Annotated in this window: 24 protein-coding genes; 8 read left to right on the top strand and 16 right to left on the bottom strand. The window is 71.0% G+C overall.

Annotated features, from left to right (window positions below; all coding sequences use genetic code 11):
- Positions 1 to 3 precede the first annotated feature (3 nt).
- Together ACGFY9_RS00120 and ACGFY9_RS00115 are read left to right on the top strand one after the other, a co-directional pair.
- Positions 4 to 723, top strand: a complete 720-nt coding sequence (locus ACGFY9_RS00120; protein WP_365301098.1) for an ABC transporter permease — start codon at positions 4 to 6, stop codon at positions 721 to 723.
- Positions 724 to 802: 79 nt separating this feature from the next.
- Positions 803 to 1,042: a hypothetical protein gene (locus ACGFY9_RS00115; protein WP_393750387.1), complete on the top strand. Its 240-nt coding sequence runs from the start codon at positions 803 to 805 to the stop codon at positions 1,040 to 1,042.
- A gap of 310 nt (positions 1,043 to 1,352) precedes the next feature.
- Here the strand turns inward: ACGFY9_RS00115 and ACGFY9_RS00110 are convergent, their stop codons facing one another.
- From ACGFY9_RS00110 to ACGFY9_RS00070, 9 genes are all read right to left on the bottom strand, one after another.
- Entirely contained in the window at positions 1,353 to 2,156 is an 804-nt protein-coding gene (locus ACGFY9_RS00110; RefSeq protein WP_393750385.1) for an HAD family hydrolase, read from the bottom strand.
- The gene (gene serS, locus ACGFY9_RS00105; RefSeq protein ID WP_393750383.1) at positions 2,153 to 3,430 is read right to left on the bottom strand and encodes a serine--tRNA ligase; all 1,278 of its coding nucleotides are present in this window, start codon (positions 3,428 to 3,430) and stop codon (positions 2,153 to 2,155) included. The genes ACGFY9_RS00110 and serS overlap by 4 nt, the downstream gene beginning before the upstream one ends.
- A 562-nt stretch (positions 3,431 to 3,992) precedes the next feature.
- Positions 3,993 to 4,925, bottom strand: coding sequence for a prephenate dehydratase (gene pheA, locus ACGFY9_RS00100; RefSeq protein ID WP_393750381.1), 933 nt, complete (start codon positions 4,923 to 4,925; stop codon positions 3,993 to 3,995).
- A gap of 111 nt (positions 4,926 to 5,036) precedes the next feature.
- Positions 5,037 to 6,335: an iron uptake transporter deferrochelatase/peroxidase subunit gene (efeB, locus tag ACGFY9_RS00095; RefSeq protein WP_393750379.1), complete on the bottom strand. Its 1,299-nt coding sequence runs from the start codon at positions 6,333 to 6,335 to the stop codon at positions 5,037 to 5,039.
- A gap of 8 nt (positions 6,336 to 6,343) precedes the next feature.
- Entirely contained in the window at positions 6,344 to 8,389 is a 2,046-nt protein-coding gene (locus tag ACGFY9_RS00090) for a copper resistance CopC/CopD family protein (protein ID WP_393750377.1), read from the bottom strand.
- A 16-nt stretch (positions 8,390 to 8,405) separates the two neighbouring features.
- On the bottom strand, positions 8,406 to 8,855 hold the full coding sequence (locus ACGFY9_RS00085; protein WP_393750375.1) for a copper chaperone PCu(A)C: 450 nt from the start codon (positions 8,853 to 8,855) through the stop codon (positions 8,406 to 8,408).
- A complete protein-coding gene (locus ACGFY9_RS00080) occupies positions 8,852 to 9,502 on the bottom strand; it encodes an SCO family protein (RefSeq protein WP_393750373.1) in 651 nt (216 codons plus the stop codon). Before ACGFY9_RS00080 ends, ACGFY9_RS00085 begins: the two co-directional genes overlap by 4 nt.
- 93 nt (positions 9,503 to 9,595) lie before the next feature.
- Positions 9,596 to 10,333, bottom strand: coding sequence for a YcnI family protein (locus ACGFY9_RS00075; RefSeq protein WP_393750371.1), 738 nt, complete (start codon positions 10,331 to 10,333; stop codon positions 9,596 to 9,598).
- A 173-nt stretch (positions 10,334 to 10,506) separates the two neighbouring features.
- On the bottom strand, positions 10,507 to 11,343 hold the full coding sequence (locus ACGFY9_RS00070) for a hypothetical protein (protein ID WP_393750369.1): 837 nt from the start codon (positions 11,341 to 11,343) through the stop codon (positions 10,507 to 10,509).
- A gap of 236 nt (positions 11,344 to 11,579) precedes the next feature.
- Here ACGFY9_RS00070 and ACGFY9_RS00065 point away from each other — a divergent pair, with 236 nt between their 5' ends.
- From ACGFY9_RS00065 to ACGFY9_RS00055, 3 genes are all read left to right on the top strand, one after another.
- Positions 11,580 to 12,026, top strand: a complete 447-nt coding sequence (locus ACGFY9_RS00065; protein ID WP_019055063.1) for an ATP-binding protein — start codon at positions 11,580 to 11,582, stop codon at positions 12,024 to 12,026.
- A gap of 108 nt (positions 12,027 to 12,134) precedes the next feature.
- Complete coding sequence (locus tag ACGFY9_RS00060; protein WP_393750367.1) at positions 12,135 to 13,067, top strand: intradiol ring-cleavage dioxygenase; 933 nt, start codon at positions 12,135 to 12,137, stop codon at positions 13,065 to 13,067.
- A gap of 9 nt (positions 13,068 to 13,076) precedes the next feature.
- Positions 13,077 to 13,910 carry a triphosphoribosyl-dephospho-CoA synthase gene (locus ACGFY9_RS00055; RefSeq protein ID WP_393750365.1) on the top strand — a complete coding sequence of 278 codons (834 nt, stop codon included), beginning with the start codon at positions 13,077 to 13,079 and terminating at the stop codon, positions 13,908 to 13,910.
- 3 nt (positions 13,911 to 13,913) lie between these two features.
- On the opposite strand, the gene ACGFY9_RS00050 is transcribed toward ACGFY9_RS00055, so the two are convergent.
- The 4 genes from ACGFY9_RS00050 to ACGFY9_RS00035 form a co-directional block, all read right to left on the bottom strand.
- The gene (locus tag ACGFY9_RS00050; protein ID WP_393750363.1) at positions 13,914 to 15,158 is read right to left on the bottom strand and encodes an MFS transporter; all 1,245 of its coding nucleotides are present in this window, start codon (positions 15,156 to 15,158) and stop codon (positions 13,914 to 13,916) included.
- A gap of 68 nt (positions 15,159 to 15,226) precedes the next feature.
- Positions 15,227 to 16,612, bottom strand: a complete 1,386-nt coding sequence (locus ACGFY9_RS00045; protein ID WP_393750361.1) for a PLP-dependent aminotransferase family protein — start codon at positions 16,610 to 16,612, stop codon at positions 15,227 to 15,229.
- Between the two features lie 129 nt (positions 16,613 to 16,741).
- On the bottom strand, positions 16,742 to 18,208 hold the full coding sequence (locus tag ACGFY9_RS00040; RefSeq protein WP_393750359.1) for an aminopeptidase P family protein: 1,467 nt from the start codon (positions 18,206 to 18,208) through the stop codon (positions 16,742 to 16,744).
- A 93-nt stretch (positions 18,209 to 18,301) separates the two neighbouring features.
- Positions 18,302 to 19,855, bottom strand: a complete 1,554-nt coding sequence (locus ACGFY9_RS00035) for a PP2C family protein-serine/threonine phosphatase (protein WP_393751719.1) — start codon at positions 19,853 to 19,855, stop codon at positions 18,302 to 18,304.
- A 462-nt stretch (positions 19,856 to 20,317) separates the two neighbouring features.
- Here ACGFY9_RS00035 and ACGFY9_RS00030 point away from each other — a divergent pair, with 462 nt between their 5' ends.
- Positions 20,318 to 20,983 carry a bifunctional DNA primase/polymerase gene (locus tag ACGFY9_RS00030; protein WP_393750357.1) on the top strand — a complete coding sequence of 222 codons (666 nt, stop codon included), beginning with the start codon at positions 20,318 to 20,320 and terminating at the stop codon, positions 20,981 to 20,983.
- 56 nt (positions 20,984 to 21,039) lie between these two features.
- Positions 21,040 to 21,606: a hypothetical protein gene (locus tag ACGFY9_RS00025; protein WP_393750355.1), complete on the top strand. Its 567-nt coding sequence runs from the start codon at positions 21,040 to 21,042 to the stop codon at positions 21,604 to 21,606.
- Between the two features lie 244 nt (positions 21,607 to 21,850).
- Here the strand turns inward: ACGFY9_RS00025 and ACGFY9_RS00020 are convergent, their stop codons facing one another.
- The 3 genes from ACGFY9_RS00020 to ACGFY9_RS00010 form a co-directional block, all read right to left on the bottom strand.
- Complete coding sequence (locus tag ACGFY9_RS00020) at positions 21,851 to 22,816, bottom strand: DUF5926 family protein (RefSeq protein WP_393750354.1); 966 nt, start codon at positions 22,814 to 22,816, stop codon at positions 21,851 to 21,853.
- Between the two features lie 187 nt (positions 22,817 to 23,003).
- Positions 23,004 to 23,555 (bottom strand): ATP-binding protein, encoded by a 552-nt coding sequence (locus tag ACGFY9_RS00015; RefSeq protein WP_393750352.1) that lies wholly within the window; start codon positions 23,553 to 23,555, stop codon positions 23,004 to 23,006.
- A gap of 218 nt (positions 23,556 to 23,773) precedes the next feature.
- Positions 23,774 to 24,619, bottom strand: coding sequence for a glycerophosphodiester phosphodiesterase (locus tag ACGFY9_RS00010; RefSeq protein WP_393750350.1), 846 nt, complete (start codon positions 24,617 to 24,619; stop codon positions 23,774 to 23,776).
- Positions 24,620 to 24,877: 258 nt separating this feature from the next.
- Between ACGFY9_RS00010 and ACGFY9_RS00005 the strand changes: the two genes are divergently transcribed.
- Positions 24,878 to 26,407, top strand: coding sequence for a S1C family serine protease (locus ACGFY9_RS00005; RefSeq protein WP_393750348.1), 1,530 nt, complete (start codon positions 24,878 to 24,880; stop codon positions 26,405 to 26,407).
- Positions 26,408 to 26,539: the final 132 nt, after the last annotated feature.

The raw sequence follows: 26,539 nt of genomic DNA, 5'->3' as shown, positions 1-26,539 counted from the left end.
GAGATGTACGACCCCACAGTCGCCCGACTCACGTACCGGGCCCTGCTCGGCCGGCGCCGGGCCCTCATCCTGGGCGCCCTGCCCTTCCTGCTGATCATGATCTCCGTGGTGGTGCGGGGCCTCACCGGCGCCGACGACCAGACCGCGGTCGACGTCCTGGGCGGGCTCGGGCTCGCCACGATGGTGCCGATCATCGGCGTCATCGCGGGCACCGGCGCGATCGGACCGGAGATCGACGACGGCTCCGTGGTGTACCTGCTGTCCAAGCCGCTGAAGCGGCCCACGATCATCTTCACCAAGCTGATCGTGGCGGTCGCCGTCACCATGGTGTTCTCGGCGGTCCCCATGCTGATCGCCGGCCTCATCCTCAACGGCAACGGCCAGCAGATCGCCGTCGCCTACACGGTCGCCGCCCTGGTCGCCTCCATCGCGTACGCGGCACTCTTCCTGCTGCTCGGCACGGTCTCCCGGCACGCGGTGGTCTTCGGACTCGTCTACGCCCTCGTCTGGGAAGCCCTGTTCGGCTCCCTGGTCGCCGGCGCCCGCACGCTCAGCGTCCAGCAGTGGTCCCTGGCCGTCGCCCACAAGGTCGCCGGCGGAGACCTGGTCACCTCGGACGTCGGACTGACCACGGCCACGGTGTTCCTCGTCGCGGTCACCGCGGGAGCCACCTGGTACGCCGGACAGAAGCTGCGCTCGCTGAAGCTCGCCGGCGAGGAGTGACAGGTCCTGATCTTGACGGGGGCTTCATCTCTGTCCGGGCACACTGGGCAAACAGGACGCACGGCTAGGAGGAACGGGGATGGCCGGAGAGGCGACGTACGGCGGCGGCCAGGCGGAGTCCGGGGACGGCTGGGACAAGCTGGTCCTGGACGACGACTTCATACGGTCCGCCGAGACGGCCGAGCCGTCCGCCCGCGCGCGGATGCTCGCGGCGCGCTGGCGCACCGAGTCTCCCGAGCCCCAGCCGTGGCGCTCTGACGAGCCGCCCGCGGGGTGGTTCTTCAGCAAGGCGCGGCGGCGGAAGTGGCGGCGGCGGTAGGCGTCACGCGGCTGCCCTTTTATTCGGTGGCGTCCAACTCGGCGTACAGGCACAGTTGTTGTGTCGACGCCGGATCAGCCGGCGCCACCGACTGGGAGAGGAGCTGGACGATGTCGATGCACGACAGGACGTCCAACTCCCTTCAGGGCAGCCCGCGGCGGTCTCCGGAGTAGTTACCCTCCGTCGAGTCGCCCACCACGGGGAGCTGCCCGGGGCGGCCGCTTCGAGCACGCGACTCATTATCGCGTGGGCCGCCTTCCCTTTCGCCCCCACTGCCGGGGGCATCCTGCGCTGGGGCGGTTGCCCACACCTACGCGAGCAACCGCTCCAGCACCACCGCGATCCCGTCGTCCTCGTTCGACGCCGTCACCTCGTCCGCCACCGCCTTGAGTTCCTCATGCGCGTTGGCCATCGCCGCGCCGTGGGACGCCCAGGCGAACATCGCGATGTCGTTGGGCATGTCGCCGAAGGCGATCGTGTCGGCGGACTTCAGGCCCAGGCGGCGGGCCGCGATGGACAGGCCCGTGGCCTTGGACAGGCCCAGCGGAAGCAGTTCGACGATGCCCTCGCCCGCCATCGCGACCGAGACGAAACCGCCCGCGGCCAGCTGCGCCGCCTCGGCGAGCTGGTCGTCCGTGAGGGTCGGGTGCTGGATGTAGATCTTGTTCAGCGGCGCCGCCCACAGCTCGGACACGTCCGAGAGGGGCGTCGACGGCAGCGTGCCCGTGAGCGCGTAACCGTCGCTGACCAGCACCTCGCCGTCCAGGCCGTCCCGGCTCGCCGCGAGGTACAGCGGGCCGACCTCCGCCTCGATCTTGGCGAGTGCCACCCCGGCGAGTTGGCGGTCCAGGGTGACCGACGTCAGCAGGCGGTGCTCCCCGGCGTCGTAGACCTGGGCGCCCTGGCCGCAGACCGCGAGGCCGTCGTAGCCGAGGTCGTCGAGGATGTGCCGGGTCCAGGGGACCCCGCGGCCGGTCACCACGATGTGCGCGGCACCGGCCTCCGCGGCCGCCGCGAGGGCGGCACGGGTGCGCGGCGAGACCGACTCGTCGGAGCGCAGGAGCGTTCCGTCGAGGTCGGTCGCGACCAGCTTGTACGGGAAGCCGGTGCTCACTTGGCGACCGGCTCCAGCAGCTCACGGCCGCCGAGATACGGACGCAGCATCTCGGGCACGCGCACGGAACCGTCGGGCAGCTGGTGGTTCTCCAGGATCGCCACGATCGTGCGCGGTACGGCGCACAGCGTGCCGTTGAGCGTGGCCAGCGGCTGGACCTTCTTGCCGTCGCGCAGCCGCACGGACAGCCGGCGGGCCTGGAAGCTGTCGCAGTTGGAGGCCGAGGTCAGCTCGCGGTACTTGCCCTGGGTCGGGATCCACGCCTCGCAGTCGAACTTGCGGGACGCCGACGAACCGAGGTCGCCCGAGGCCACGTCGATGACCTGGAAGGGCAGTTCGAGGGCGGTGAGCCACTGCTTCTCCCAGTCCAGGAGCCGCTGGTGCTCGTTCTCCGCGTCCTCGGGGAGGACGTACGAGAACATCTCGACCTTGTCGAACTGGTGCACGCGGAAGATGCCACGCGTGTCCTTGCCGTATGTGCCGGCCTCGCGGCGGAAGCACGGGGAGAAGCCCGCGTAGCGCAGCGGGAGCTTGTCCGCGTCGAGGATCTCGTCCATGTGGTAAGCGGCGAGGGGGACCTCGGAGGTGCCGACGAGGTAGAAGTCGTCCTTCTCCAGGTGGTACACGTTCTCCGCGGCCTGGCCGAGGAAGCCGGTGCCCTCCATGGCGCGCGGGCGGACCAGCGCCGGGGTCAGCATCGGGATGAAGCCGGCCTCCGTGGCCTGCGCGATCGCCGCGTTGACGAGCGCCAGCTCCAGGAGGGCGCCGACGCCGGTGAGGTAGTAGAAGCGCGAGCCGGAGACCTTGGCGCCGCGCTCGACGTCGATGGCGCCGAGCGACTCGCCGAGTTCCAGGTGGTCCTTGGGCTCGAAGCCCTCGGCGGCGAAGTCGCGGATCGTGCCGTGCGTCTCCAGGACGACGAAGTCCTCCTCGCCGCCGACGGGCACGTCGGGGTGCACGAGGTTGCCGAGCTGGAGCGCGAGGCGCTTGGTCTCCTCGTCCGCCTCGTGCTGCTCGGCGTCGGCCGCCTTGACGTCGGCGGCGAGCTGGCCCGTCTTCTTGAGCAGCTCGGCCTTCTCGTCGCCGGAGGCCTTGGGGATGAGTTTGCCGAGCGCCTTCTGCTCGGAGCGCAGCTCGTCGAAGCGGACGCCGGACGACCTGCGCCGCTCGTCGGCGGACAGGAGAGCGTCGACGAGCGCGACGTCCTCTCCACGGGCGCGCTGGGACGCGCGCACACGGTCGGGGTCCTCACGGAGCAGGCGAAGGTCAATCACGCGGAACAGGCTACCGGTGCCGGGTTCCGGCTCACGACTCGGTATTCCGAACTATTGCTTACGTCCAGTTATGGGGTAATTGCGGAGAGTGTTCCCGCAGGTCGATGCGGGTCAACGAAAAGGCGTCCCGCTCCCTGGAACGGGGCAGGCGCGAGGCGGCCTGTTGACCCGAATCCCTTGTGGGAAACGGGACTTGAGGGCGCGGTTGTCCACAGGAATCCACATCCCGGAAGAGTTATCCACAGGGTGTGCGAAAGATCTGTGGACATCGAAAATGATCATTTCCAAAGGGTTTCGCGCGACGGGCAATTCCTGTCCCAAACGCACCTCCCACCCACTTTCGGGTGGAAATGTGTCGCTCCATAGGATTGCCCGAAGGAAACGGGTGGACGAAGAGTGACCTACGCCCCGGTGGACGAGTGGGCGGCCTGTAGGGAGATTTGTCGACTGGATCGCACTTCGTTGTCGACTTGTCCCCAGGTCGAGAAGCGGACCTGTGGATAACTTCTGTGGATAACGAAGATACGCAGGTAGTACCGGGACGCCACACAGGTACTACCGGTCAGAAACGGCCGTCCTGGCAGTGCGCGACCCAGTCGGCCGCGGCCAGGAAATCCTCGTCCGAGGTGGCCGGGAACAGCGGCCGCACCCCGTCCACGCCGACGTCCGCGCGCGGGTACGACCCGAGGAAGCGCACCTGGAGACAGATCCGCTTGAGCCCCGCCAGCGCCTCGGCGACCCGGCGGTCGGAGATGTGTCCCTCGGCGTCGATGCAGAAGCAGTAGTTGCCGATGCCGGCGCCGGTCGGGCGGGACTGCAGCAGCATGAGGTTGATGCCCCGGGTGGCGAACTCGCCCAGCAGGTCACGCAGCCCGCCGGGGTGGTCGTCGCGCTGCCAGATCACGACCGACGTCTTGTCCGCGCCGGTCGCGGCGGCCGGGCGGGCGGGCCTGCCCACCAGCACGAACCGGGTCTGCGCGTTCTCCGCGTCGTGGATCTCGGTCTCCAGAGCTTCGAGACCGTACCGGGCGGCCGCGAACTCACCGGCGAACGCGGCGTCGTAGCGGCCCTCCTGGACCAGCCGGGCGGCGTCCGCGTTCGAGGCCGCCGACTCCCACAGGGCGTCCGGGAGGTTCGCCTTCATCCAGTTGCGGACCTGCGGCTGGGCGGCGGGGTGCGCGGAGACCGTCTTGATGTCGGAGATCTTCGTGCCCGGCCTGACCAGCAGCGCGAAGGTGATCGACAGCAGCACCTCGCGGTAGATCATCAGCGGCGCGCCCGCGACCAGCTCGTCCAGGGTGGTGGTGATGCCGCCCTCGACGGAGTTCTCGATCGGCACGAACGCGGCCTCGGCCTCACCGGTGCGCACCGCGTCCAGCGCGGACTGCACCGACACGTACGGGATCAGCTCCCGGGTGGCCGCCTCGGGAAGCGTCCGCAGGGCGACTTCGGTGAAGGTGCCCTCAGGGCCGAGATACGCGTAGCTGGCTGGCATGACCTCACCCTAATGGGCCTTGCGAAACCGGGCGCACGCTTCCCGGACCGGCCACCCGTCAGGGCGACGGCTCCCGCCTCCACCAGTCACCGCCCCTTCAAGGCGACGGCCTCACCCCTCCAGCAACCGCTGCCCCACGTACTCGCCCTCCGCCGCCCCGCCCGGCACCGCGAACAGGCCGCTCGCCTCGTGGCGGATGTACGTCGACAGGGCGTCCCCGCGGTCGAGTTTCCGCTGCACGGTGACGAAGCCGCGCAACGGGTCGGCCTGCCAGCAGACGAAGAGGAGCCCGGCGTCCGGGGTGCCGTCCGCGGCGATGCCGTCGTGGTAGGAGAACGGGCGCCGCAGCATCGCCGCACCCCCGTTCTGGTCGGGCCGGGCGATCCGGGCGTGCGCGTTGATGGGGACGACCAGGGCGCCCTTCGCGTCGGTCTTCTCCAGGTCCATCGCGGTCGTCTCGCCGCCCCCGGACAGGGGCGCCCCAGTGGACTTGCGGCGCCCGACGACGTTCTCCTGGGCGCCGGTCGAGAGTTTCTCCCAGTCGTCGAGGAGCATGCGGATACGGCGTACGACGGCGTAGGAGCCGTTCGCCATCCAGGCCGGGTCGGTCGAACCGGACGCCGGCACGAAGATCCGCTTGTCGAAGTCGGACTCCGTGGGCTTGGGGTTGCGGGTGCCGTCGAGCTGGCCCATCAGATTGCGGGCCGTCATCTTGTGGGCCGTGGCACCCGGCGTCCGGTTGAACCCGTTCATCTGCCAGCGGACCTTGGCCGCGCTGCCCGCGTCCTTCTGGATCGTGCGCAGGGCGTGGAAGGCCACCAGAGCGTCGTTGGCGCCGATCTGCACCCACAGGTCGCCGTTGCTGCGCGCCTTGTCGAGGTGGTCGGAGGAGAAGTCGGGCAGCGGGTCGAGGGAGGCCGGGCGCTGCTTCTCCAGTCCCGTACGGGAGAAGAAGGAGTTGCCGAAGCCGAAGGTGATCGTCAGCGACGAGGGGCCCGCGTCCCGGGCGACATCCGTGTCGTCCTGCGTCGCCGCCTCGCCCGCCATCAGCCGCTGGGCGGTCGTCGACCAGCGGCGCAGCAGGGCCGCCGCCTCCTTGCGGCTCGCGCCCGCCGCCAGGTCGAAGGCGACGAGATGGCCGCGCGCCTGGAGGGCCTCGGTGATGCCGGGCTGATGTTTCCCGTGAAACATTGCCATGTCCTCGCCCAGCGAGGTCAGCGGTGTGGCCCCGGCGGGCGCGGACGCGTATCCCACGGCCCCGCCCGCCGCACCGAGCACGAGCCCGGTGGCACCGGCCGTACCGAGGAGCCGTCGGCGGGAAATGCCCTCCCTGGGGGAGGCGTTTTCGGAAACGGCCTCCCCGGGGGATGCCTCTGCGATACGGGCCTCGGGAATGGACTGGTCAGGCATGGCGTGGTTCAGCCGATCTGCGCGTTCTTGTCGACGGTCGTCTGGTCGATGTCGGAGGTCCGCACGGTCACCGAGATCTTCCAGTCGCCCGCCATGGGGATCTGGATTCCGTTCGCGGCCCAGTGCCCGGTGGTGATGCGGTCGGGCGTCACGGGCAGCGGGCCGATCTTCTTCGCGGCGAGGGTGAAGGCGACCTTCACCTCGGGGACGTCGAAGGCCCGGCCGTTGGGGCGCTGCACATAGACGTGCATCTCGTTGCCGCCCACACGCGCGGGGTCGAGGTCGAGGCGTATGACGCCCTTGCCGTCCGTGCCCCCGGTGTCGAACGACATGTCCAGGGTCAGGGCGCCGGCGGACGACGAAGAAGAGGACGAGGAGGAGGACTTGGCCGCCTTGGCGTCCTCCTCCGTGCGGCCCGGTTCGGTGGCCGTCAGGGCCGTGGTGACGGCGAGGACGACGACCGCGACGGCGGCCTCGGCGAGCACCGAGCGGCGCAGCCCGAAGCGGACCGGGTCGGCGTCCCGCAGCCGCTTCTGCCGCGCGGTGTCCACGGCGCTCTGCTGGCGGGCGAGTTGAGCGGCGCGCTTGGAGTCACCGGGCGCCCCGGAACCGGCGCCCTTGGTGGACGCGGCCCCATCGGAGCCGGCCTCGGCCGACGCGGTGGCGCCGGCGACACCGGCCTTGGCGGAGGCCGTAGCGCTGGAGGCACTGGCCTCGGCGGACGTCGTAGCGCTGGAGTCGGCGGTCTTCGTGGACGCGCTGGCGTGTGCCTTCTCCTTCTCCGGCGCACGTTTCTCGACGACTGTCCCGGCCGTCGCGGTGGTCTCCGCCAGCCGCGCCGTCCAGCGCCGGGAGATCGACGCGATGCCGACGAGCAGCGCCACGAGGCCGATCTTCACGAGCAGCAGCTGGCCGTAGCCGGTGTCGGTGAACGCCGACCAGGAGCCGAGCTGGCGCCAGGACTGGTAGATGCCGGTCGCGACGAGCGCGAGGACACTGCCGAACGCGATGCGCGAGAAGTTCTGTACGGCCGCCCGCCCGACCAGGTTGTCGACGGGGGCCCGGTAGAGCGAGACGAGGAGGGCGGAGAGCCCGCCGAGCCAGATGGCGACGGCCAGCAGGTGGACCACGTCGACGGGCATCGCGATGCCGGGCTGCAGCCCGGTCGAGGCGTGCTCGGCCAGCGCCCAGCTCGCCGCGAGCCCGGCGGCCACCACACCGCCGCCGATCGCCAGACCGAAAGTCAGGTCCCGCTTTTCCTCGTCCTCCCGCTTGTCGTACGCCCCGAAGAGCACGGCGATGAACAGCGCGGCGGCGGCGAGGAGAAGGAGCCGGGAGACGAGGGCCGCGCCGGTCTTGGTCTGGAGGACCTGGCCGAGGAGGTTCAGGTCGAAGATGTCGCCGACCTTCCCGGTGGTCGAGTACGAGCCGCGCAGGAGCAGCAGCCAGAGTGTGGCCGCGGTGAGCGAGACCCAGCCGGAGACCACCAGCCGCTGCAGGGCGCGCACTCCGGCGCCCCGCTGCCAGCACGCCAGGATGAAGGCGGCGCCGCCCACCATGACGATGAAGCCGGCGTACGACATGTAGCGCCCGAAGCCGTACAGCCCGCCGACGAGCCCGCCGCCGACGTCCTGCTCGGCCGACGCGGAGACGACCGTCTTCGAAGGGGACCCGATCGAGAAGGTGAAGGCGCCGCCGACGGGGTGGCTGTCGGCCGACACGACCTGCCAGGCCACCGTGTAGGTGCCGTCGGGCAGGCCGCTGCGGACCTGGGTGGCGTACGTCGTACCGCTGATGTTGGACGGTTTGCCGACGTCGACGCGTTTGCCCTTCGGGTTGAGCACGCGCAGCGAGTCGTCGTTGGTCGAGACCTTCTCGGAGAAGGTGAGCGAGATCTGCGTCGGAGCCTTGGCGACCACCACCCCCGAACTGGGGTCGCTGCCGGTCAGCGCGGCGTGCGCGGAGGCCGTGCCCGCCCCGGCGAAGAGCATGCCGGTGACAGCCAGGAGCAGCAGCACCAGATTGCGGACGCGGGGGGTGATGGTCGTCTTCAAGGTGGGGGTCCCTCCCTCAGTGCCCGGTCGTGGGGTTGTACGTGGCCGACTTCACGGGCATCTCAACCGTGAGAGGGCCGGACTTGGCAAAGTGCAGCTTCACGGTCACGCTGTCGCCCTGCTTCAGCGTGTGCTTCAGCTTGTCGAACATCAGGTGGTTGCCCCCGCTCTTGAACACGAGTTGACCGTGTGCGGGCACATCGAGGGACGTCACCTCCTCCATCGCCTGGCCGACCGTCTCGTGCACGGAGACCGGGCCGAGGTCGCTGGTGACGGACGTCAACTCGTCCTTCGCACCGCCCTTGTTGGCGATGTCCAGGAAGCCCGCCGCCATGTCCGAGACCGGCTGGGGCATGTAGGCGGAGCTGACGGAGAGCTGGGCCTTCGCGTCGTCCGAGCCGCCGCAGCCGGTGAGGACCAGCGCCCCCGCCAGCACTACGACAAAGGACGCGGCCGCGTGTCTCACGGCGTCTCCCCCTTGACGATCTTGGGGAGGTCCTTGGTGTAGTCGTCGACGGTGGTGTCCTGGCCGTAGAGCAGGTAACCGCCGTTGGTCTTCGGCGAGAACGCGACGACCTGGGTGCCGTGGACGGAGACCAGCTTGCCGTTCTTGTCCTTCGAGGTCGGCTCGATGGAGATGCCGATCGAGCGGGCGCCGGCCTGGATGGTGGCGAAGTCGCCGGTCAGGCCGACGAATTGGGTGTCGATGCCCTTGAGCCACTTGCCGAGCTCGGAGGGGGTGTCCCGCGCCGGGTCGGTGGTGACGAACACGACCAGCAGCTTGTCCTGCTCGGCCTTGGGCAGCGACTTCTTGGCCACGGCGATGTTGTTCATCGTCAGCGGGCAGATGTCGGGGCAGTGGGTGTAGCCGAAGTAGATCAGCGTCGGCCGGCCCTTGGACTCCGCCCGGAAGTCGTACTTCTTGCCGTGCGTGTCCGTGAGGACCAGGTCCGGCTTCTCGAACGGGGTGTCGAGCACGGTGGCGGCCTGGGTCGCGGTGTCCTCGGAGACCACGGAGACGGGGCTCTTGCCGTCGTCGCCGCTGCCGCAGGCGGAGAGCGTCAGGGTGGCGGCGGCGAGCAGAACGGCCGCCGCGAACGTCTTCTTGCGCATAGAGAAATGTCCCAGTTGTGAGAGCTCCGGCGCGCACCGGGGTCGTACGCAAGAGTCGCACGGACCCCTGTGCGCACCATGAGCGGACGGGCCTCAGACGGTCGTACGCCGTCGGCCGGCGAGAACGCCGTACGCCACGCCCGCCGCGCCGACGGCGATGCCGACCACGCCGAGGACGCGGGCGGTGGTGTCGGAGGAGTCGGCGGACGACGAGGTGGAGTCGGCTGCGGTGGTCCCGGTCTTCTCGGAGGCGTCCTCGGCGGTCGCGCCGGAGGCCGAGGCGGAGGTCAGCGTGAGCGTCGGAGCCGGGTTCTCGGGCTCCTCCTCGCCGTCCTTCTGCACCTCGATCCAGCGCACGACCTGCTTGTCGGAGTACGTCTGCAGCGCCTTGAAGACGAGCTGGTCGGCGTCCGTGGGCAGCATGCCGACGGAGACCGGGAACTTCTGGAAGTAGCCGGGCTCGACGCCCTTGCCGGTCGCGGTCCAGGTGACCTTGGTGACGGCCTCGGTGATCGTCTCGCCGTGCATCTCGGCCGGCTTGGCGAGCTTCGACTTGGTGACCTTGACGGTCCAGCCGCTGATCGGCTCCGGCATCACGGAAGCGAGCGGGTGGTCGGTCGGGAAGGTCACTTCCAGCTTGGTGGTCGAGGCGTCGTCACGCTCGTTCGGGACCTTGAAGTCGACGACCGCGTAGCCGCCCTTGACGGCTGCGCCCTCCGGCTGCACGGAGACGTGCGCGAAGGCGGGGGAGGACAGGACGAGCACGGCCGAACCGGCGACGGCAGCGGCGGCGACGACACGAGAGGTCTTCAAAGACTGCATGGCCTTCATGGAAAGGAGCACTCCACTTCGAGTTCGAGTGAGTTCCGGTGGTGAAGAGGGGCGCGTGGTGTCCCGGGTGCGTCAGTGGTTTCCCGGCTGAAGAACACGGGCACGCGCGTGTGCCGCACGACGGCGGCCTCTTCACGCACAGATAGGGAGTGCGGGTCGGTGGTCGCGTCGCGTCAGGCGGCGAGGATGTGTGCGGCGGCGGCCGGCGGGCCGCGGCGGATCACCGAGTGCTGGAGTGCGGTGGTGTGCGGCGCGGGCGGCGCGAACAGGGCGCTACGCAGCGGACGCGGGCCCACTTCGGGCGCCCCCGGCAGCCCGGCCCGCAGGGCGCACACCAGGGCGAGGGCCCCGCGCAGGGACCGTACGAGCGCCCCTTCGGCGACTCCGTGCGCCGACAGTTCCATCAGGCGCAGCAGCGCCAGGTCCCCGCGCCGCAGCAGCCAGCCCGCGGCGAGCGCCGCGAGGACGTGACCGAGCAGCATGGACAGGGACGGGAAAAGCGACATCGAGGAGGCGGCGGAGGTGGACATGGCGTCCGCCGGGTGATGCATCGACCCCATGCCGCTCATCGAACTCATCGAGCCCGAAGTCGGCAGGAGCCGCGCGTCGGTGAGGATCTGGTGGGCCTGCGCCGGGCTGATCGCCGCGGCGGTGGTCCCGCACAGGAGATGCGCGGCGCGCGCGACGAGCGTGGCGTCGGACGCGGACAAGGTGCCCGTGGCCGACGTGCCGGCGCTCTGCCCGAGCCCGAACAGCGTGTGCAGCACGGTCTGTCCGACCGCGAGCGGCAGCACGATCCCCGGCAGCGAGCGCGCCCGCCCGGCGAGCGGCGTCACGACGAGGAAGGTCGCGAGGAAGCCCGCGCCCAGTGTCCACAGCGGAACGGTCGCGCAGGAGGCGATCGCGTGACCGGCCGCGGCCAGCACGACACAGACCGCGGCGAACACCGCGGCCCGCAGGACCCGGAGTTCACCTCCGGAGCGCGCCGTACTCGGGTGGGGGGCAGTCATGGCGGGCTCATCATCGCACCGGCCTTGTCGCCGCCATACGGCAGGTCCGCACCACCGAGGCCATAGTGTGTCGTAGGTCACAAAGATCACTCTCCGACGTGAGCTACCTCCGGATACACCAATTACGTTTGGGACGCATCGCCCATATGGGCGGCATCACGTCAACTCCGTGCTTACACAGGGGCACTGGCGGCAATAGGTATCACTATGTCGAGCCGCGGCCGGGAGGCTGGAGCATGAGCATCTGGTGGTCACTCCATCTGAGGCGCGAGGCCGCGAGCGTGCCACTCGCCCGGCGACTGTTTCTCGGCACGATGGAGACCGCGGGCGTCGACCCGGACATCTCCTACGACCTCTCCGTCGCCCTGAGCGAGGCGTGCGCCAACGCCGTCGAGCACGGCGGCGACACCGCGCACGGCGCGCCCACGGAGGCGTACCGGGTCACCGCCTACCTCGACGGCGAGAAGTGCCGTATCGAAGTCGCGGACTCGGGACCCGGTTTCGCCCGCACGCAGTCCGTCCGCCCGGCCCCGAGCGAGGCCGAGAACGGCCGCGGCCTGTGTCTCATCCAGGAACTCGCCGACCACGTCCACATCGGCAACAAGCCGGGCGTGGGCGGAGCGGTGGTGAGCTTCGACAAGATCCTGAAGTGGCGGAAGGACGCGCCGTTGATGGCGGTGTAGTCGGCCGGGAGCGGCCGGATCCGGGCGACTACAGGTTTCTGAGGATTCTTACCTCGCGCACAGCTCAGGCCCATGCCCCTGACGGCTGCCGTCCATAACTTCGCGATCATGACGGGAAAACACACAGACAGAACCATCAGCCGGCGCCGCGCCCTCGCTGTGACCGGCGGGACGGTCGCGGCCGGCGGGCTGGTCGCCGCGGGGTTCCAGTCGGCGTTCGCCGACACAGCCGACACCACGACCGACGCGGACGCGACGGCCTCGGCCAGTTCGACCAGCAGTGAGTGCATGACGCTGATGACGAGCGTCACGGAGGGCCCCTACTACCTCGACGGTGCCTTGGTGCGCAAGGACATCACCGAGGGCAAGGCGGGCGTCCCGCTCACCCTGCGGCTGACCGTCGTCGACGCCACGGACGGCTGCACCCCGGTCAAGGGCGCGGCCGTGGAGATCTGGCACTGCGACGCCTGGGGCTACTACTCCGGCTACACCACCGCCAACCCGGGCGGCTCGGCCCCCGCGGAGAGCGAGGAGGGCGACTCCGCCAACGACCAGACGTACCTCCGGGGTTACCAGGTCGCCAACGCCAACGGGGTCGTCAAGTTCGAGACGATCTTCCCGGGCTGGTACACGCCCCGCACCTGCCACATCCACGTGAAGGTGCACACCGGCGGCGAGAAGGAGGACGGCACCTACGAGGGCGGCAAGGTCAACTACACCGGCCAGCTGTTCTTCGCCGACGACATCGCCGAGGAGATCTTCACCCTCGACCCATACGCCAAGCACACGGGCTCGTACACCGTCCTCGCCGACGACATGGTCTACGACGGCGGTGGCGCCGCCAGCGGCCTGCTCACCCTCAAGGCCGTGCACAAGAAGGACCCGTCCAAGGGGTACAAGGGTTCACTGACCCTCGGCGTCGACCCGGACGCCGAGAGCACGGGCGCGGGCAGCGGCGGAGGCGGTACGCCCCCGAGCGACGCCCCCACGGGCACACCGCCCAGCGACAGCCCCTCCCCTTCGGCCTCCGCCTCCTCGTAAGGTACGACGATGCAGAGCCGCGAGGACGAGGCACTGGCGCGGGCCGCCGTGCACGCGCTCACCGGGCAACTGGCGCTGGCTCCCAAGCCGGGCCTGCCCGACCCGCGTGACCTGGCCGCCCGTACGACCCGCGTGGACCACCGCGCCCTGCGCTGGTCCGCCAAGGCGCTGACACCCGGCCTCGCGGCGATGGCGGCGTCCGCCCGCCGCACGGGCGAGCCGAGTTCCGTGCTCCGCGCGGAACTCGGCGCGATCGGCCGCTGCACCGAGCACTCCGTGGCGCTCGCCGGCGGCGGCCACCGCGGTGCCCTGTGGGCGCTGGGCCTGCTGGTCGCGGCGGCCGCCCTGGACCCCCACGCGGGGGCCAAGGACGTCGCCGCGACCGCCAAGCGCATCGCCGCCCACCCCGACCGCCGCGCCCCGCGCAGGCCCTCGCGCGGCTCGTCGATCTCGGCGAAGTACGGCGCGGCCGGTGCGCGGGGCGAGGCCAAGGCCGGATTCCCGCACGTACGGCGGGCGTTGGACACCCTCGCCACGACCCGCGCGGCCGGGGCGACGGAGACACAGGCCCGCCTCGACGCCCTGCTCACGGTGATGTCCACCCTCCAGGACACCGAACTCCTGCACGCCGTGGGCCCGTTGGGCCTGCGCCACGTCCAGGCGGGGGCGCGGGGTGTCCTGGAGGCGGGCGGCACGGCCACGCCGGCCGGCGCGGAGGCCCTGACCGCCTTCGACACCGACCTGCACGCGCGCGCGTGGAGCCCGCGCGGAAGTGCGGGGCTCCTGGCGGGCGCGCTGTTCCTGGACTCGTTACCGGTCAACTCGACGGCGTGGGCGGCCTGAACCTCAACTCGCCAGTGCGGGCCGCCTGTTCACCTCATCCACATCGCCCGCCGTGCGGCCTGCACCCGCCGCCCGCCGCGCCGCCGGCCCCATCGCGTACGACGCCACGACCGTCGCCCCGCCCAGCAGCAGCCAGCCCGGCGTCCCCCACTCCAGGAGGAGGGACGTCAGCACCAGGGGGCCCATCGTCCTGGCCACGGTGACGCCGGTCCCGAAGAAGCCCTGGTACTCGCCCACCCGGTCGGCCGGGGCCAGGTCGAAGGAGAGCTGCCAGGAACCCGCCGACTGCCCCATCTCGGCGGCCACTTGGAGCACCGCCCCGACCACCAGCGCCCCGACGGCCACCCACGGCGACGCGCCCGCCGACAGCGCGAACACCGTGCAGGCCGCCAGCATGATCCAGCCGGACCGCCGCACCGCGCGCGTGGCCGACGCGAGCCCCGTGATACCGCGGGCCGTCCGCACCTGGAAGACCATCACCGCCCCGGTGTTGAGCACGAACAGCGCGGAGACCAGCCAGGTCGGCCCGTCCGTTCGCTCCGCGATCCACAGCGGCAGCCCGAGGCTGAGCAACGGCATCCGCAGCAGCAGCACGGTGTTGAGCAGCGTGACGACGACGTACGGCCGGTCCCGCAGCACTCCGAGACCGCCGGCCCTCCGCACCTGGACGCCCCGAACCGACGGCAGCCGCACCAGCAGCCCCGCGCACACCAGGAAGCTCACCGCGTCCAGCGCGAACACGCCGAGGTACGCCGACCGCGTCCCCGCCCGCAGCGCGAGCCCGCCGAGGCCCGCGCCGACCGCGAGACCGGCGTTCAGCGTCGACTGGAGATGCGCCAGCAGCCCGGTCCGCTCCCCGGCGGACACCAGCCCCGCCAGCAGCGCCTGCCGGGCCGCCGCGAGCCCCGACTGCGCGGAGGCGTAGGCACACGCGGCGACCACGAACGGCACGAATCCCCGGACAGCGAGGAAGGACGCCACCGCGAGCCCCGTCGCCAGCGCCAGCAGCACCGCCGTACCGCGCGGTCCACGCCGGTCGGCCAGCCGCCCCAGCGGCACCCCGACCAGCGAACCGACGGCCCACGCGAGGGTGAGCCCGAGGCCCACGCGCGCGGGGGCGAGCCCGACGACGTGGGTGAAGTACAGCGCCGAGGTCACGTAGTAGGCACCGTCGCCGACCGAGTTGGTCAACTGGGCCAGAGCGAGGGTGCGTTGCGGGCCCGCGGGCGGGACGAGTGCGTTCGTCATGCCTCTGACGTTAGAAGCTCAGTGGATCTCCGGTGAGACCCAATGAGCCCTTCTTTTGTTGGTCCAATTCAGAAGCCTTCCAGCACTCGCCCCAACGCGTCCAAGGCCTCCGGGTACACCCGCTCGCGCGGCGTTCCGTACCCGACCACCAGCCCCTGCGGCCGGTTCTCGCCCGCCGTGTGCCAGTGCTCCCCGAGCCGTCCCACCGCGAGCCCCTCCTTCTCGGCCCGCGCGAGCACCGCCTCCTCGTCGGCGACCTCCACCAGCGCGTGCAGCCCCGCCGCGATGCCGTAAACGTTTGCGTGCGTGCCAAGCCGGCCGAGGAGCTGGTCGCGGCGGCGCCGGTACCGCAGTCGGCACGCGCGGACGTGCCGGTCGTAGGCGTGGCTGTCGATCAGTTCGGCGAGCGCCAACTGGCCGATGGTCTCGGTGTGGTGGTCGCTGTGCAGCTTGGCGTCGGCGACCGCGTCGACCAGGTGCGGCGGCAGCACCATCCAGCCGAGCCGCAGCGCGGGCCCGAGGGTCTTGGACGCGGTCCCCAGGTACACGACCTGGCCCGGCGCCATCCCCTGGAGCGCGCCCACGGGCTGGCGGTCGTAGCGGAACTCCCCGTCGTAGTCGTCCTCGACGATCAGCCCGCCACGCGCGCGTGCCCAGTCGGTCAGCGCCCGTCTGCGCTCGGGGTGCAGGGTGACGCCGGTCGGGTACTGGTGGGCCGGTGTCACCACCACGGCCGCCGCGTTCCCCAAGTCCTCGGCGCGGGCGCCCCGTTCGTCGACCCGTACGGGCACCACGCGCCCGCCGTTGTGCCGCACCACCTCCCGGTGGAACGGCAGTCCCGGGTCCTCCATGGCGACCTCGGCGGCACCGCGCCCCGCCGCCGCGTCCAGCACGCGCGTGAGGAGCGCGAGTCCCTGCACGTACCCGGACGTGATCACGATCCGCTCCGGCGGCGCGATCACCCCGCGCGCCCGCCCCAGGTACCCCGACAGCGCGGTGCGCAGTTCGACGCGGCCGCGCGGGTCCCCGTAGTCGTACGCCAAGGAGGGCGCCGTCGCGATGGCGCGGCGCAGCGAGCGCAGCCAGGCCGCCGCCGGGAACATGCCGACGTCGGGGCTGCCGGGCCGCAGGTCGAAACGGGGCACACGCGCGCGTGCCGCCGCGCCCGGGGCCTCCGCGTCCACGGAGGGCAGCAGCGCGACCTGTGTGCCCGATCCCTGGCGCGCGGTCAGGTAGCCCTCTGCGACGAGCTGGTCGTAGGCGGCCTTCGCGGTGCCCCGGGAGACGCCGAGTTCGGTGGCGAGCCGGCGGGTGGCGGGGAGGCGGGTCCCCGGGGCGAGCCGGCCGTCCCGCACGGCGTCCCGGAGGGCGCGTTCGAGACCGACCCGGCGGCCTCCCTCGGGGTCGGGTTCCAGGTGCAGGTCGACCCCGACGCCGGACCAGAAGTCGTTCACGAAAAAGCCCTCCCCCTAGGCGCGTTCATGAAAAAAGCCTCCCCCTAGGCATGCGATCGGCACACGAATGGCCGGGCACCGCATGTGTGCCCGGCCATCAGTCTTGTATCAGGTGGCGGTCGTCAGCTGTCAGCCCTTGAGGGACGCCATCCAGCTCTCGACCTCGGCCGAGGTGCGGGGCAGGCCGTCGGACAGGTTCCGGTTGCCGTCCTCGGTGACGAGGATGTCGTCCTCGATGCGGACGCCGATGCCGCGGTACTCCTCCGGGACGGTGAGGTCGTCCGCCTGGAAGTACAGGCCGGGCTCCACCGTGAGGACCATGCCGGGCTCCAGGGTGCCCTCGACGTACGTCTCGGTCCGCGCGGAGGCGCAGTCGTGGACGTCCATGCCGAGCATGTGACCCGTGCCGTGCAGCGTCCACCGGCGCTGGAGGCCCAGCTCCAGGACGCGCTCCACGGGACCCTCGACAAGACCCCACTCGACGATCTTCTCGGCCAGCACGCGCTGTGCCGTGTCGTGGAAGTCGCGGTACTTGCCGCCCGGCTGCACCGCCGCGATACCGGCCTCCTGGGCCTCGTACACGGCGTCGTAGACCTGCTTCTGGACCTCGCTGAAGCGGCCGTTGATCGGCAGCGTGCGGGTGATGTCGGCCGTGTACAGGGTGTGCGTCTCGACGCCGGCGTCCAGGAGGAGCAGGTCGCCGGAGCGGACCGGGCCGTCGTTGCGCACCCAGTGCAGGGTGGTGGCGTGCGGGCCCGCGGCGCAGATCGAGCCGTAGCCGACGTCGTTGCCCTCCACGCGCGCGCGGAGGAAGAACGTGCCCTCGATGTAGCGCTCGCTGGTGGCCTCGGCCTTGTCGAGGACCTTCACGACGTCCTCGAAGCCGCGGACCGTCGAGTCGACGGCCTTCTGCAGCTCGGCGACCTCGAACTCGTCCTTGACCAGGCGTGCTTCGGAGAGGAAGACCCGCAGTTCCTCGTCGCGCTCGGCGGTGACCTTGTCGGTCAGCGCGGCCTCGATGCCGGCGTCGTAGCCGCGGACCACGCGGACGGGGCCGGTGGCCTCGCGCAGGGCGGCGGGCAGTTCGCGGACGTCGGAGGCGGGGATGCCGTAGAGCTGCTCGGCCTCGGTGAGGGAGTGGCGGCGCCCGACCCACAGCTCGCCCTGGCCGGAGAGCCAGAACTCGCCGTTCTCGCGGTCGGAGCGCGGCAGGAGGTAGATCGTCGCCTTGTGGCCCTCGGTGGTGGGCTCCAGGACGAGGACGCCGTCCTCGGTGAGGCTGCCCGTCAGGTACGCGTACTCGACCGACGCCCGGAAGGGGTACTCGGTGTCGTTCGAGCGGGTCTTCAGGTTGCCCGCAGGGATCACCAGGCGCTCGCCCGGGAAGCGCGCGGAGAGCGCGGCACGGCGGCGGGCGGTGTGCTCGGCCTGCTCGACGGGCCGCAGGTCGTGCAGCTCGGTGTCGGCCCAGCCGGACTTCATGCTGTCTGCGAGTTCGTCGGACACGCCCGGGTACAGACCGTTCTTCCGCTTCTTGATGGGCTCCTCAGGCTCGCTTTCCGGGGTCTCCGGGTTGAGCTCGTCGGCCACGGTCATCCTCCTAGATACGGCACTGGACCCCGTCCATCGTACGGTCGTACGGAAGGGGGCCCAGGGCCGTATGGCCTGTTACACATGGCTGTCCGGCGACTACTCGAAGCGAGCCGCCAGGAGGACGACGTCCTCGTCGCTGTCGGCCGTGTCGAGGCCGTCCGGCAGCACGGTCCGCAGGACGTGGTCGGCGATCGCGGCCGGGTCCTCGCGCAGCGCCTTGGGGACGCTCGCGGCCGCCGCGTGCAGGCGGGCGAAAGCGCGGTCCATGGGGTCGCCGGTGCGGTGCAGCAGCCCGTCCGTGTAGAGCAGCACCGTCTCGCCGGCCTCCGCCTCCAGCTCCACGCTCGGCGCCTCCCAGCAGGCGAGCATGCCCAGGGGCGCGGACACGGAGGTCTCGACGAACTCCGTGCGCCGCTCGCCGACCAGGAGGGGCGGGCTGTGTCCGGCGCCGGCCAGGGTGATCTTGCGCAGCGCGGGCTCGCAGTAGGCGAACAGGGCGGTGGCCGAGCGGGCGGGTTCGGTGAGCCTGAGGAGGAGTTCGAGGTCGGACAGGACCGCGACCGGGTCCTCGCCCTCCATCACGGCGTACGCCCGCAGGGAGGCGCGCAGCCGGCCCATCGCGGCGATCGCGCTGGGCCCGGAGCCGGTCACCGAGCCGACCGCGAGGCCGAGCGCGGCGTCGGGCAGCGGCAGCGCGTCGTACCAGTCGCCGCCGCCGCGCGGACCCGTGCGGTGCAGTGCGGCGAGCTGCACACCGGCCACGCGGGGGAGCCGGGACGGCAGCAGCTCCTCGGCGATGGTCGTCATGCACGCGCGCGTGCGCTCGACTTCGATGACCCGGGCGAGGTGCTCGGTGGCGTACCGGGCGTACAGGCCGACGAGGTGGCGCTGCCGCTCGACCGGCTCGGCGGGCTCGTCGTAGAGCCACACGGCGGCTCCCAGGCGCCCGGCCGCGTCGGTCGCCAGGGGGAGCGCGTAACTGGCCGCGTAGCCCAGGCGTACGGCGACCTCGCGGTGGCGCGGGTCCAGGGCGTCCTCGGCGAACAGGTCGGGGTGGACGATCTCGCCGCCCTCGCCCCCGGGAGCGCCGGCCGGTCCGTCGAGGAGCTGGCCGTACGACATCGCCCCGCGCGGGACGGTCTCCATGTGGCCGAGGTCGGCGCGGGCGAGGCCCAGGCCGATGGTGGTGTCGGGGCCCAGACCGTCGCCGGGTTCCAGGACGACGAGCCCGCGGCGGGCGCCCACCAGGGCGGCTCCGGCGCGGAGTAGCTCCTGGAGTGCTTCGTCGAGTGCGTCCGTGCGTGCCAGCCGCTCCGTGAGTTCATGGAGGGTCGTGAGATCGGACACCCACCCGGCGAGCCGGTCCTGGAGCAGGGCACTTGGCGCGTTCGGAGCGGTATCAGGCCTGTTCTGCGTGTTCGAGGAGGGGCTCGGAGGGGTATCGGTGGCGGCAGGCGCGGGCGCGACAGTGTGTGCGGGCGAGGGAACCGTTGAATCGATTCCAGCCACTTTCGGAGGGTGCGGGGCGTTCATGGCGTCCGGCTTTCCGACCGGTGCGTATTGCTCAAAAGCATCGCAAACCCCCATGTCATTCTGCGCCGCTGGCAGTGTCTCCACATGTACACGCACTCGTGAGGGGATGTCCAGCATTGTCCTGCTGGGATTCCTGGTGTCCATGGGTTTACGGGTGCTATTTCGCTCTCCCCTTGCGGATTGGCAAAGTTGGCTTAAAACTGCATCAGGGGACGGTCCATTGCGGTCGACTGGGTTTGCTCGACGGAGCGTCACAGCGGTCGTGATGGGTACGTACTCGGAGAAGGCCAGGGGTGGCTGGGAGCCACCCGGAACCTGGTGAAGGACCCGGGCGTCTTAACCACCGACGATCGTGCCCCATCCTCCCGTGGCGGAGGCGGAGAGAACTACGCGGGACGGCAAAACGCCAGACTTCGCCACCCCCAATCGCCACGCCCATGCTTTTCAAGCACGCACGGGTTCCCCTTGCCGAAGGCAGGGGTGTGATGCGCCAACAGGTACGCACAGTGAAGTGATCGACACATGGTGTGATGTGGTCCTCGGTGTTGCCAGCGGTGCAACGGAAAGGAACGAGCGCTCATGCGCGAGATCCTCGGAAAGCGACGCAGGCTCCTGTCCAGGCGAGACAACAGGAGGTCTGAGATGCTCAGCGCGGCCCTGACCTTCGCGACAGAATGGCAATGGCCCGTCCTCCCGGGCGTGGCACCGGATCCCCAAGGGCGGGCGCGCTGCGGCTGTCCGGATCCGGAGTGCACGGTCCCCGGCGCACACCCCTTCGACCCCGGTCTCCTCGCGGCCACCACCGACGCCCGCATGGTGCGCTGGTGGTGGGGCAACCGGCCCGCCGCCCCGATCGTCCTCGCCACCGGCGACAAGGCTCCCTGCGCGGTCAGCCTGCCCGCCCCCGCGGCCTCCCGGGCCCTCGCCGCGCTCGACCGCCAGGGCATGCGCCTCGGCCCGGTCGTCGCCGCGCCGACCCGTTGGTCGCTACTCGTCAAGCCGTACTCCCTGGAGCAGCTGGGCGAGCTGCTCTACGCCAAGGACCACGTCCCGGGCTCGCTCCGCTTCCACGGCCAGGGCGGCTATCTCGCCCTGCCCCCCTCCGAGACCGGCCAGGGCCAGATCCGCTGGGAGCGCGCACCACTGCCCGGCTCGTCGTCGCCCTGGGTGCCCGACGTCGAGGCCGTGGTGGACGCCGTGGTCGAGGCCCTCACTCGTACGGGTGTGAGCGCGCCCGAGTTGTAAGGGTGTCGGGCGTGCGCGGGACATGGCGCCCGTAGTTGGTCGTTATCTTCCGACCTATGAACCTTCGTCTGCTCGCCCTCGCGGGCGTCGCGGTGTGCGCGGTCGCGCTGCCGCTGGCCGTGGCGTCCGCGGGACCCGTACGCGACGAGGGTCACGCGGTCGTACGGTCCCTGGTCCATTCCTCGGATTCCTCCGGCTCTTCTGAGGGTGACGCCAAGGCGCCGTCCGTCGCGCCCTCGCCCGTCCGCTCCCCGCTGACGCTCGGCCTGGGACTCGCGACGGCGGCGCGCTGCGGACCCGAGGTCTCCTCCCCCGACGGCATCGAGGCGCAGACCTGTGTCATGACGCAGGGTGAGGACACCTGGGCGCGCACCTACTACCGGAACGCGACCGGCGACGACCTGGATTCGGTGCTGAGCCTCATGGGTCCGGCGGACCGCGCCGTGCAGATGCACTGCGACGTGGCGGCCGAGGACGAGCCCGCGCTGTGCGAGACACCCCGGGAGCGGACACGGGGCGATCTGGCGGCCTACACGGCCGTGGCGGAGTTCGCGGGGCGGAGCGGGAGCGGGCCGCTGTTGCTGCGCTCGGGGAGCAACTCCTCGGCGCCTACGGCGAGTTGACGGACGACGTCGTTCCGTACACGCGACCCGGGCATGAAAAGACCCGGTTGCTGGCGACGGGGGATGCACCAGCAACCGGGCTACTCGAACGGTAACAAGAGATCGGCGGTTAGCAAATTCGATCTCGGCTATTCGGACACCGACTTCCCTTTCACAACGGGGAGTTGTGACAGGAGTCACCCGAGTGAACAGGCCTGTTGCGGCTGAGTGGTCGTTCAGTCGAACCCTTGGCCCATTCCGGGTGTCAGCTCAGCGTGACCTGCCGGTTGGTGAGGCCGCCCCGCGCGCGGCGCTCGTCCGCGGTGAGCGGTGCCTCCGTGGCCAGAGCGGCGGCGAGGCGCTCGGCGAACTCGGCGGCCGGCTTCTCGATGTCGTCCGCGCCCATCCCGCTCGGCAGGTCCCAGACGGGCACGGTCAGCCCGTGAGCACGGAAGGACCCCACGAGACGCGTGCCCTCGCCGAGACCCGAGCGGCCCGCGGCGTGCAGCCGGGCGAGACCGTCCAGAAGCTGCTCCTCCGGGTACGGCATGACCCAGCGCAGATGGTTCTTGTCCGGGGTCTCGCACCAGTACGCGGCGTCCACGCCCTGGAGCTTCACGGTCGGGATGGCGGCGGCGTTGGCGCGCTCCAGGGAGGCGGTCACCTCCGGCGCCGCGCTCGAAGCCTCGGGGACCCAGAATTCGAAGCCCGGGTGCACAACTGGCTCGAACGTGCCTTCCGGGTCGAGCAGATCCTGCAGTCGCGGACCCTCGGCCGGGGCGCGGCGGGCCTGCACCGGAGTGCCCGGATCGGCGACCAGCGCGCGCTGGAGGGTGTCGGCGAGGTCGCGGCTGATGTCTCCGGAGGCCGTGTCGTTCTGCAGGCCGAGCAGCACCGAGCCGTCGTCCCGGCGCAGGGCCGGCCAGGCCATCGGCAGCACCGTGGCGAGCGTGACCGACGGAACCCCTTCGGGGAGACCGCCCTTCAGCGGCAGCGCGACCGTGGCCGCGGGCACCAGCTCGCGCAGTGCCACCCAGTCGCCCTCGCCGGGCAGGCCCTCGAAGGGGCGCTGCACCAGCTCGGTCACCGCGTGCGCGGCGGCCCGGCCGTGGCAGGCCTTGTAGCGGCGGCCGCTGCCGCAGGGGCAGGGCTCGCGGGCACCGACGACCGCGACCTCTCCGTCGCTGAGCTGCGGCCGCCTGGCCGTGGTCTGGGGGCGCTTCTTGGCCATCGTGGGTGTCTCCCGGTTACGGCTCGTCTCGTACTGGCGGGAGCCTAGCCGTTCACGCCATGACCGACGGGAGCCTGTGGACAACCCGGCGGGCGTGGACGGCGGCCTGTGGACAACGCGGCCGACGTGGCCGACGTGGCCGACGTGGACAGGTACGGGCCGACGTGGACAGGTACGGGCCGACGGGTCAGTCCAGGTCGTCGAACGCGTCCGCGAACTCCAGCCGGGGGACCGCCGACACCGCGGGAGCCGTGACGCGCGTAGCGAAGTCGTCGCGCCGGTGCCCGGCATCCGGATCATGGACGTCGTCCTGCACGACGACCCACACCGTGACCTCGCCCCGGGTGTCGTCCCGGACACCCCAGTCGTCGGCCAGCGCGGTGACGATGTTCAGCCCGCGTCCGCCGTGTGCCGTCACCGACGGGGTGGCCGGAGCCGGGCGGGTCGGGCCACCGCCGTCCGTCACCTCGACCGTGAGCCGTCCGCCCGTGTCCACGCGCCAGGCGCACCGGACGTCGCCGTCACCGGCCAGGGCGTCGCCCAGGGGCCGGCCGTGCTTGCACGCGTTGCTCAGCAGTTCGGAGAGGATCAGTACGGCGTCGTCGATGACCGCTTCCGACACACCGCCCGTGCGCAGCTGATCGCGCATGCGATGTCTTGCTTGTCCCACGCCCGCAGGGCCATGGGACACGGCCATGCTCGACGACGTGGGCACCTCCTGTGCCACCACCAACGCCACCCCCGAGACCTCCTTCGCCCCACGCCACGGTGTGGATGCCCCCTTGGCCTGTACCGGAAACCGGCCAATCCACGTTCAGTGACGCATTCGCAACGATCGAACACGGACCGAACGCGCCGGTGCACTCCCTGTAATCGAGTGGCTTGTTTTCGACGGTGTGGCCGGGTTCGGAGGATGGTGCAGGCGAGGTGGCCGGGTCAAGGGGTGTTTGGCGGTCTTTATGAGGTTGTTTGCTGACCGCGGCCGAGCTGGCTCAGAACGGCCCCCGGCCGGTTGGTGATGATGGCGTCAATGCCCAGGTCAACGCAGAGGTCGACGTCCTCGGGCTCGTTGACGGTCCACACGTGCACCTGGTGACCGGCGCTTTTCAGCCGCTCGATGTACGCAGGGTGATTGCGCACGATCCGGATCGAGGGGCCTGCGATCCGGACACCGGCCGGAAGTCGACCGTCCCTCAGGCGGGGCGAGAGGAACTGCAGCAGGTACACCGTCGGCAGTGTCGGGGAGGCCGCCCGCACCCGGTGCAGCGAGCGCGCCGAGAAGCTCATGACCCGTACTGGGGAGTCGGCGGCGGAGGCCGGGGCGTCCAGGCCGAAGCGCTTCAGGAGCACCAGCAGCCGTTCCTCGACCTGGCCCGCCCAGCGCGTCGGATGCTTCGTCTCGATGGCCAGCTCCACGCGCCGACCCGCGTCCGCGACGAGTTCGAGCAGCCGCTCCAGGGTGAGCACGGAGGTGTCCTCGCGGTCCTCCGGAAGGTGCTCCCAGTCGGGCTCCTCGTCCCGTGTCGTCCGGGAGTCGCGGCCCTTCCAGGAACCGAAGTCGAGGGCGGCCAGATCGGCGAGCTCCAGTGCCGAGACCGCCCCGCGCCCGTTCGACGTCCGGTTGACGCGGCGGTCGTGGACACAGACGAGATGGCCGTCGGCGGTCAGCCGTACATCGCATTCGAGAGCGTCCGCACCGTCCTCGATCGCCTTCTTGTAGGCGGCCAGGGTGTGCTCGGGGGCCTCTTCGGAGGCTCCGCGGTGGGCGACGACTTGGATCCGGTGCTGCCGTGCGAGGGTCACCGCGTCATGGTGCCACCGCGAAGGGGTACACGTGGAACCAAGAACGTATAGGTATGGGGCTTTTTGACGCGAATGACACCTTATAAAGGATCGCCATGAACCCACAGGCACCGCTTATGGTGCCCTGACGGCCGGTGGGAAAAGCTGACGGCATACAAAAGCACATGCACAGCTGTTTCGCGCCGGACCGATCGACAAGCGTGAAGAGTGTGACCGCATGCTTCCGAGAACAACAGCCGTGGACCGAGGAGAAGAGCTGTGAGCACCGAGAACGAGGGCACTGAGGTACCCCCGGCCCCGTCTGCACCTCCTGTGCCGGTGGAATCTCCCGCAGCTTCCCCGCAGGCGGCCGCGGCCGAGGGGAGCGCGCCCACTACGCAGCTCCCGCCGGTGCCTCCGGGCGCCCCGCAGGACACGCTGCACGCGGGCCCCGCCCCGGCGTACGCCGGAGCGGCCCCGCAGGGCACGGGATCCGCTCCCGACGCCGCCTGGCCGCCCCCGCCGCCCGCCACCCCGTCGTACGCCGACAGCGGCACGGGCGCGGGCGCGTACGGCGGCGAGGGCGTCGGCGGCTACGGGGGCGACGGCTACGGAGGTGACGGCGCCGGTGCCGGTGGCGGCTGGGGCACGCCGTACCAGCAGCAGCCCGCGCCCAAGAAGCCCGGCGGCGGACGCGGCGGCCTGATCGCCGCGGTGCTCATCGCCGCGCTGGTCGCCGGCGGCCTGGGCGGTGGCATCGGCTACACCCTGGCCAAGAACAACGACAACAACACCAACTCCACCACCGTCTCCGCCGACACCGGCAGCGCCTCCGTGAAGCGCGCCGCCGGCACCATCGCGGGCGTGGCCGCCAAGTCCCTGCCCAGCACGGTCACCATCGAGGCCGAGAGCACCAGCGGCGAGGGCGGCACGGGCACGGGCTTCGTGTTCGACACCCAGGGCCACATCGTCACCAACAACCACGTCGTCGCCGACGCGGTCGACGGCGGCAAGCTCACGGCGACCTTCCCGGACGGCAAGAAGTACGACGCCGAGATCGTCGGCCACGCCCAGGGCTACGACGTCGCGGTCATCAAGCTCAAGAACGCCCCCAGCAACCTGAAGCCGCTGGCCCTCGGTGACTCGGACAAGGTGGCCGTCGGCGACGAGACCATCGCGATCGGCGCCCCGTTCGGCCTGTCGAACACGGTGACCACGGGCATCATCAGCGCCAAGAACCGCCCGGTGGCCTCCAGCGACGGCAGCTCCACGAGCAAGGCGTCGTACATGAGCGCCCTGCAGACCGACGCCTCGATCAACCCCGGCAACTCGGGCGGCCCGCTGCTCGACGCGCAGGGCTCGGTCATCGGCATCAACTCGGCGATCCAGTCGACCAGCAGCGGCGGCCTCGGTTCCACCAGCCAGTCCGGTTCGATCGGCCTGGGCTTCGCCATCCCGATCAACCAGGCGAAGTACGTCGCCCAGCAGCTGATCAAGACCGGCAAACCGGTGTACGCCAAGATCGGCGCCTCCGTCTCCCTGGAGGACAGCACCTCCGGAGCGACGATCACCGCCGAGGGCGTCAGCGGCTCCTCCTCGGTGGAGGCCGGCGGCCCCGCGGCCAAGGCGGGCCTCAAGGCCGGCGACGTCATCACCAAGCTCGACGACTCGGTGATCGACAGCGGCCCGACCCTCATCGGCGAGATCTGGACCCACAAGCCGGGCGACAAGGTCAAGATCACGTACAAGCGGGGCGGTACGGAGCACACGACCGACCTGACCCTGGGGTCGAGGGTCGGCGACAGCTGACGTAGCGCCAGACGATCAACCGGCGGGGGGGGGGGCGCGTTGCTGTGGGCGCCCGCCCCCGAGTACCGCGCGCCCCCCGACGGCGGGGGGTTTTTGAGCCCCACCGCCCGCCCGGGCGCGCTCGGTAACACC

The organism is Streptomyces sp. NPDC048504 (assembly GCF_043200035.1).
Classification (GTDB): Bacteria; Actinomycetota; Actinomycetes; order Streptomycetales; family Streptomycetaceae; genus Streptomyces.
Note: the sequence above shows the minus strand (reverse complement) of the source record. Positions and strands in the feature narration are given on the sequence as shown.

What these genes read in the sequence shown, in the direction of transcription:
- ACGFY9_RS00120 (WP_365301098.1), top strand. Translation starts at nt 4, where the DNA reads ATGTACGACCCCACAGTCGCCCGACTCACGTACCGGGCCCTGCTCGGC.
- ACGFY9_RS00115 (WP_393750387.1), top strand. Translation starts at nt 803, where the DNA reads ATGGCCGGAGAGGCGACGTACGGCGGCGGCCAGGCGGAGTCCGGGGAC.
- pheA (WP_393750381.1), bottom strand. Translation starts at nt 4,925, where the DNA reads ATGCCAGCCAGCTACGCGTATCTCGGCCCTGAGGGCACCTTCACCGAA.
- efeB (WP_393750379.1), bottom strand. Translation starts at nt 6,335, where the DNA reads ATGCCTGACCAGTCCATTCCCGAGGCCCGTATCGCAGAGGCATCCCCC.
- ACGFY9_RS00080 (WP_393750373.1), bottom strand. Translation starts at nt 9,502, where the DNA reads ATGCGCAAGAAGACGTTCGCGGCGGCCGTTCTGCTCGCCGCCGCCACC.
- ACGFY9_RS00075 (WP_393750371.1), bottom strand. Translation starts at nt 10,333, where the DNA reads ATGAAGGCCATGCAGTCTTTGAAGACCTCTCGTGTCGTCGCCGCCGCT.
- ACGFY9_RS00070 (WP_393750369.1), bottom strand. Translation starts at nt 11,343, where the DNA reads ATGACTGCCCCCCACCCGAGTACGGCGCGCTCCGGAGGTGAACTCCGG.
- ACGFY9_RS00065 (WP_019055063.1), top strand. Translation starts at nt 11,580, where the DNA reads ATGAGCATCTGGTGGTCACTCCATCTGAGGCGCGAGGCCGCGAGCGTG.
- ACGFY9_RS00060 (WP_393750367.1), top strand. Translation starts at nt 12,135, where the DNA reads ATGACGGGAAAACACACAGACAGAACCATCAGCCGGCGCCGCGCCCTC.
- ACGFY9_RS00055 (WP_393750365.1), top strand. Translation starts at nt 13,077, where the DNA reads ATGCAGAGCCGCGAGGACGAGGCACTGGCGCGGGCCGCCGTGCACGCG.
- ACGFY9_RS00050 (WP_393750363.1), bottom strand. Translation starts at nt 15,158, where the DNA reads ATGACGAACGCACTCGTCCCGCCCGCGGGCCCGCAACGCACCCTCGCT.
- ACGFY9_RS00040 (WP_393750359.1), bottom strand. Translation starts at nt 18,208, where the DNA reads ATGACCGTGGCCGACGAGCTCAACCCGGAGACCCCGGAAAGCGAGCCT.
- ACGFY9_RS00035 (WP_393751719.1), bottom strand. Translation starts at nt 19,855, where the DNA reads ATGCTGGACATCCCCTCACGAGTGCGTGTACATGTGGAGACACTGCCA.
- ACGFY9_RS00030 (WP_393750357.1), top strand. Translation starts at nt 20,318, where the DNA reads ATGCGCGAGATCCTCGGAAAGCGACGCAGGCTCCTGTCCAGGCGAGAC.
- ACGFY9_RS00025 (WP_393750355.1), top strand. Translation starts at nt 21,040, where the DNA reads ATGAACCTTCGTCTGCTCGCCCTCGCGGGCGTCGCGGTGTGCGCGGTC.
- ACGFY9_RS00020 (WP_393750354.1), bottom strand. Translation starts at nt 22,816, where the DNA reads ATGGCCAAGAAGCGCCCCCAGACCACGGCCAGGCGGCCGCAGCTCAGC.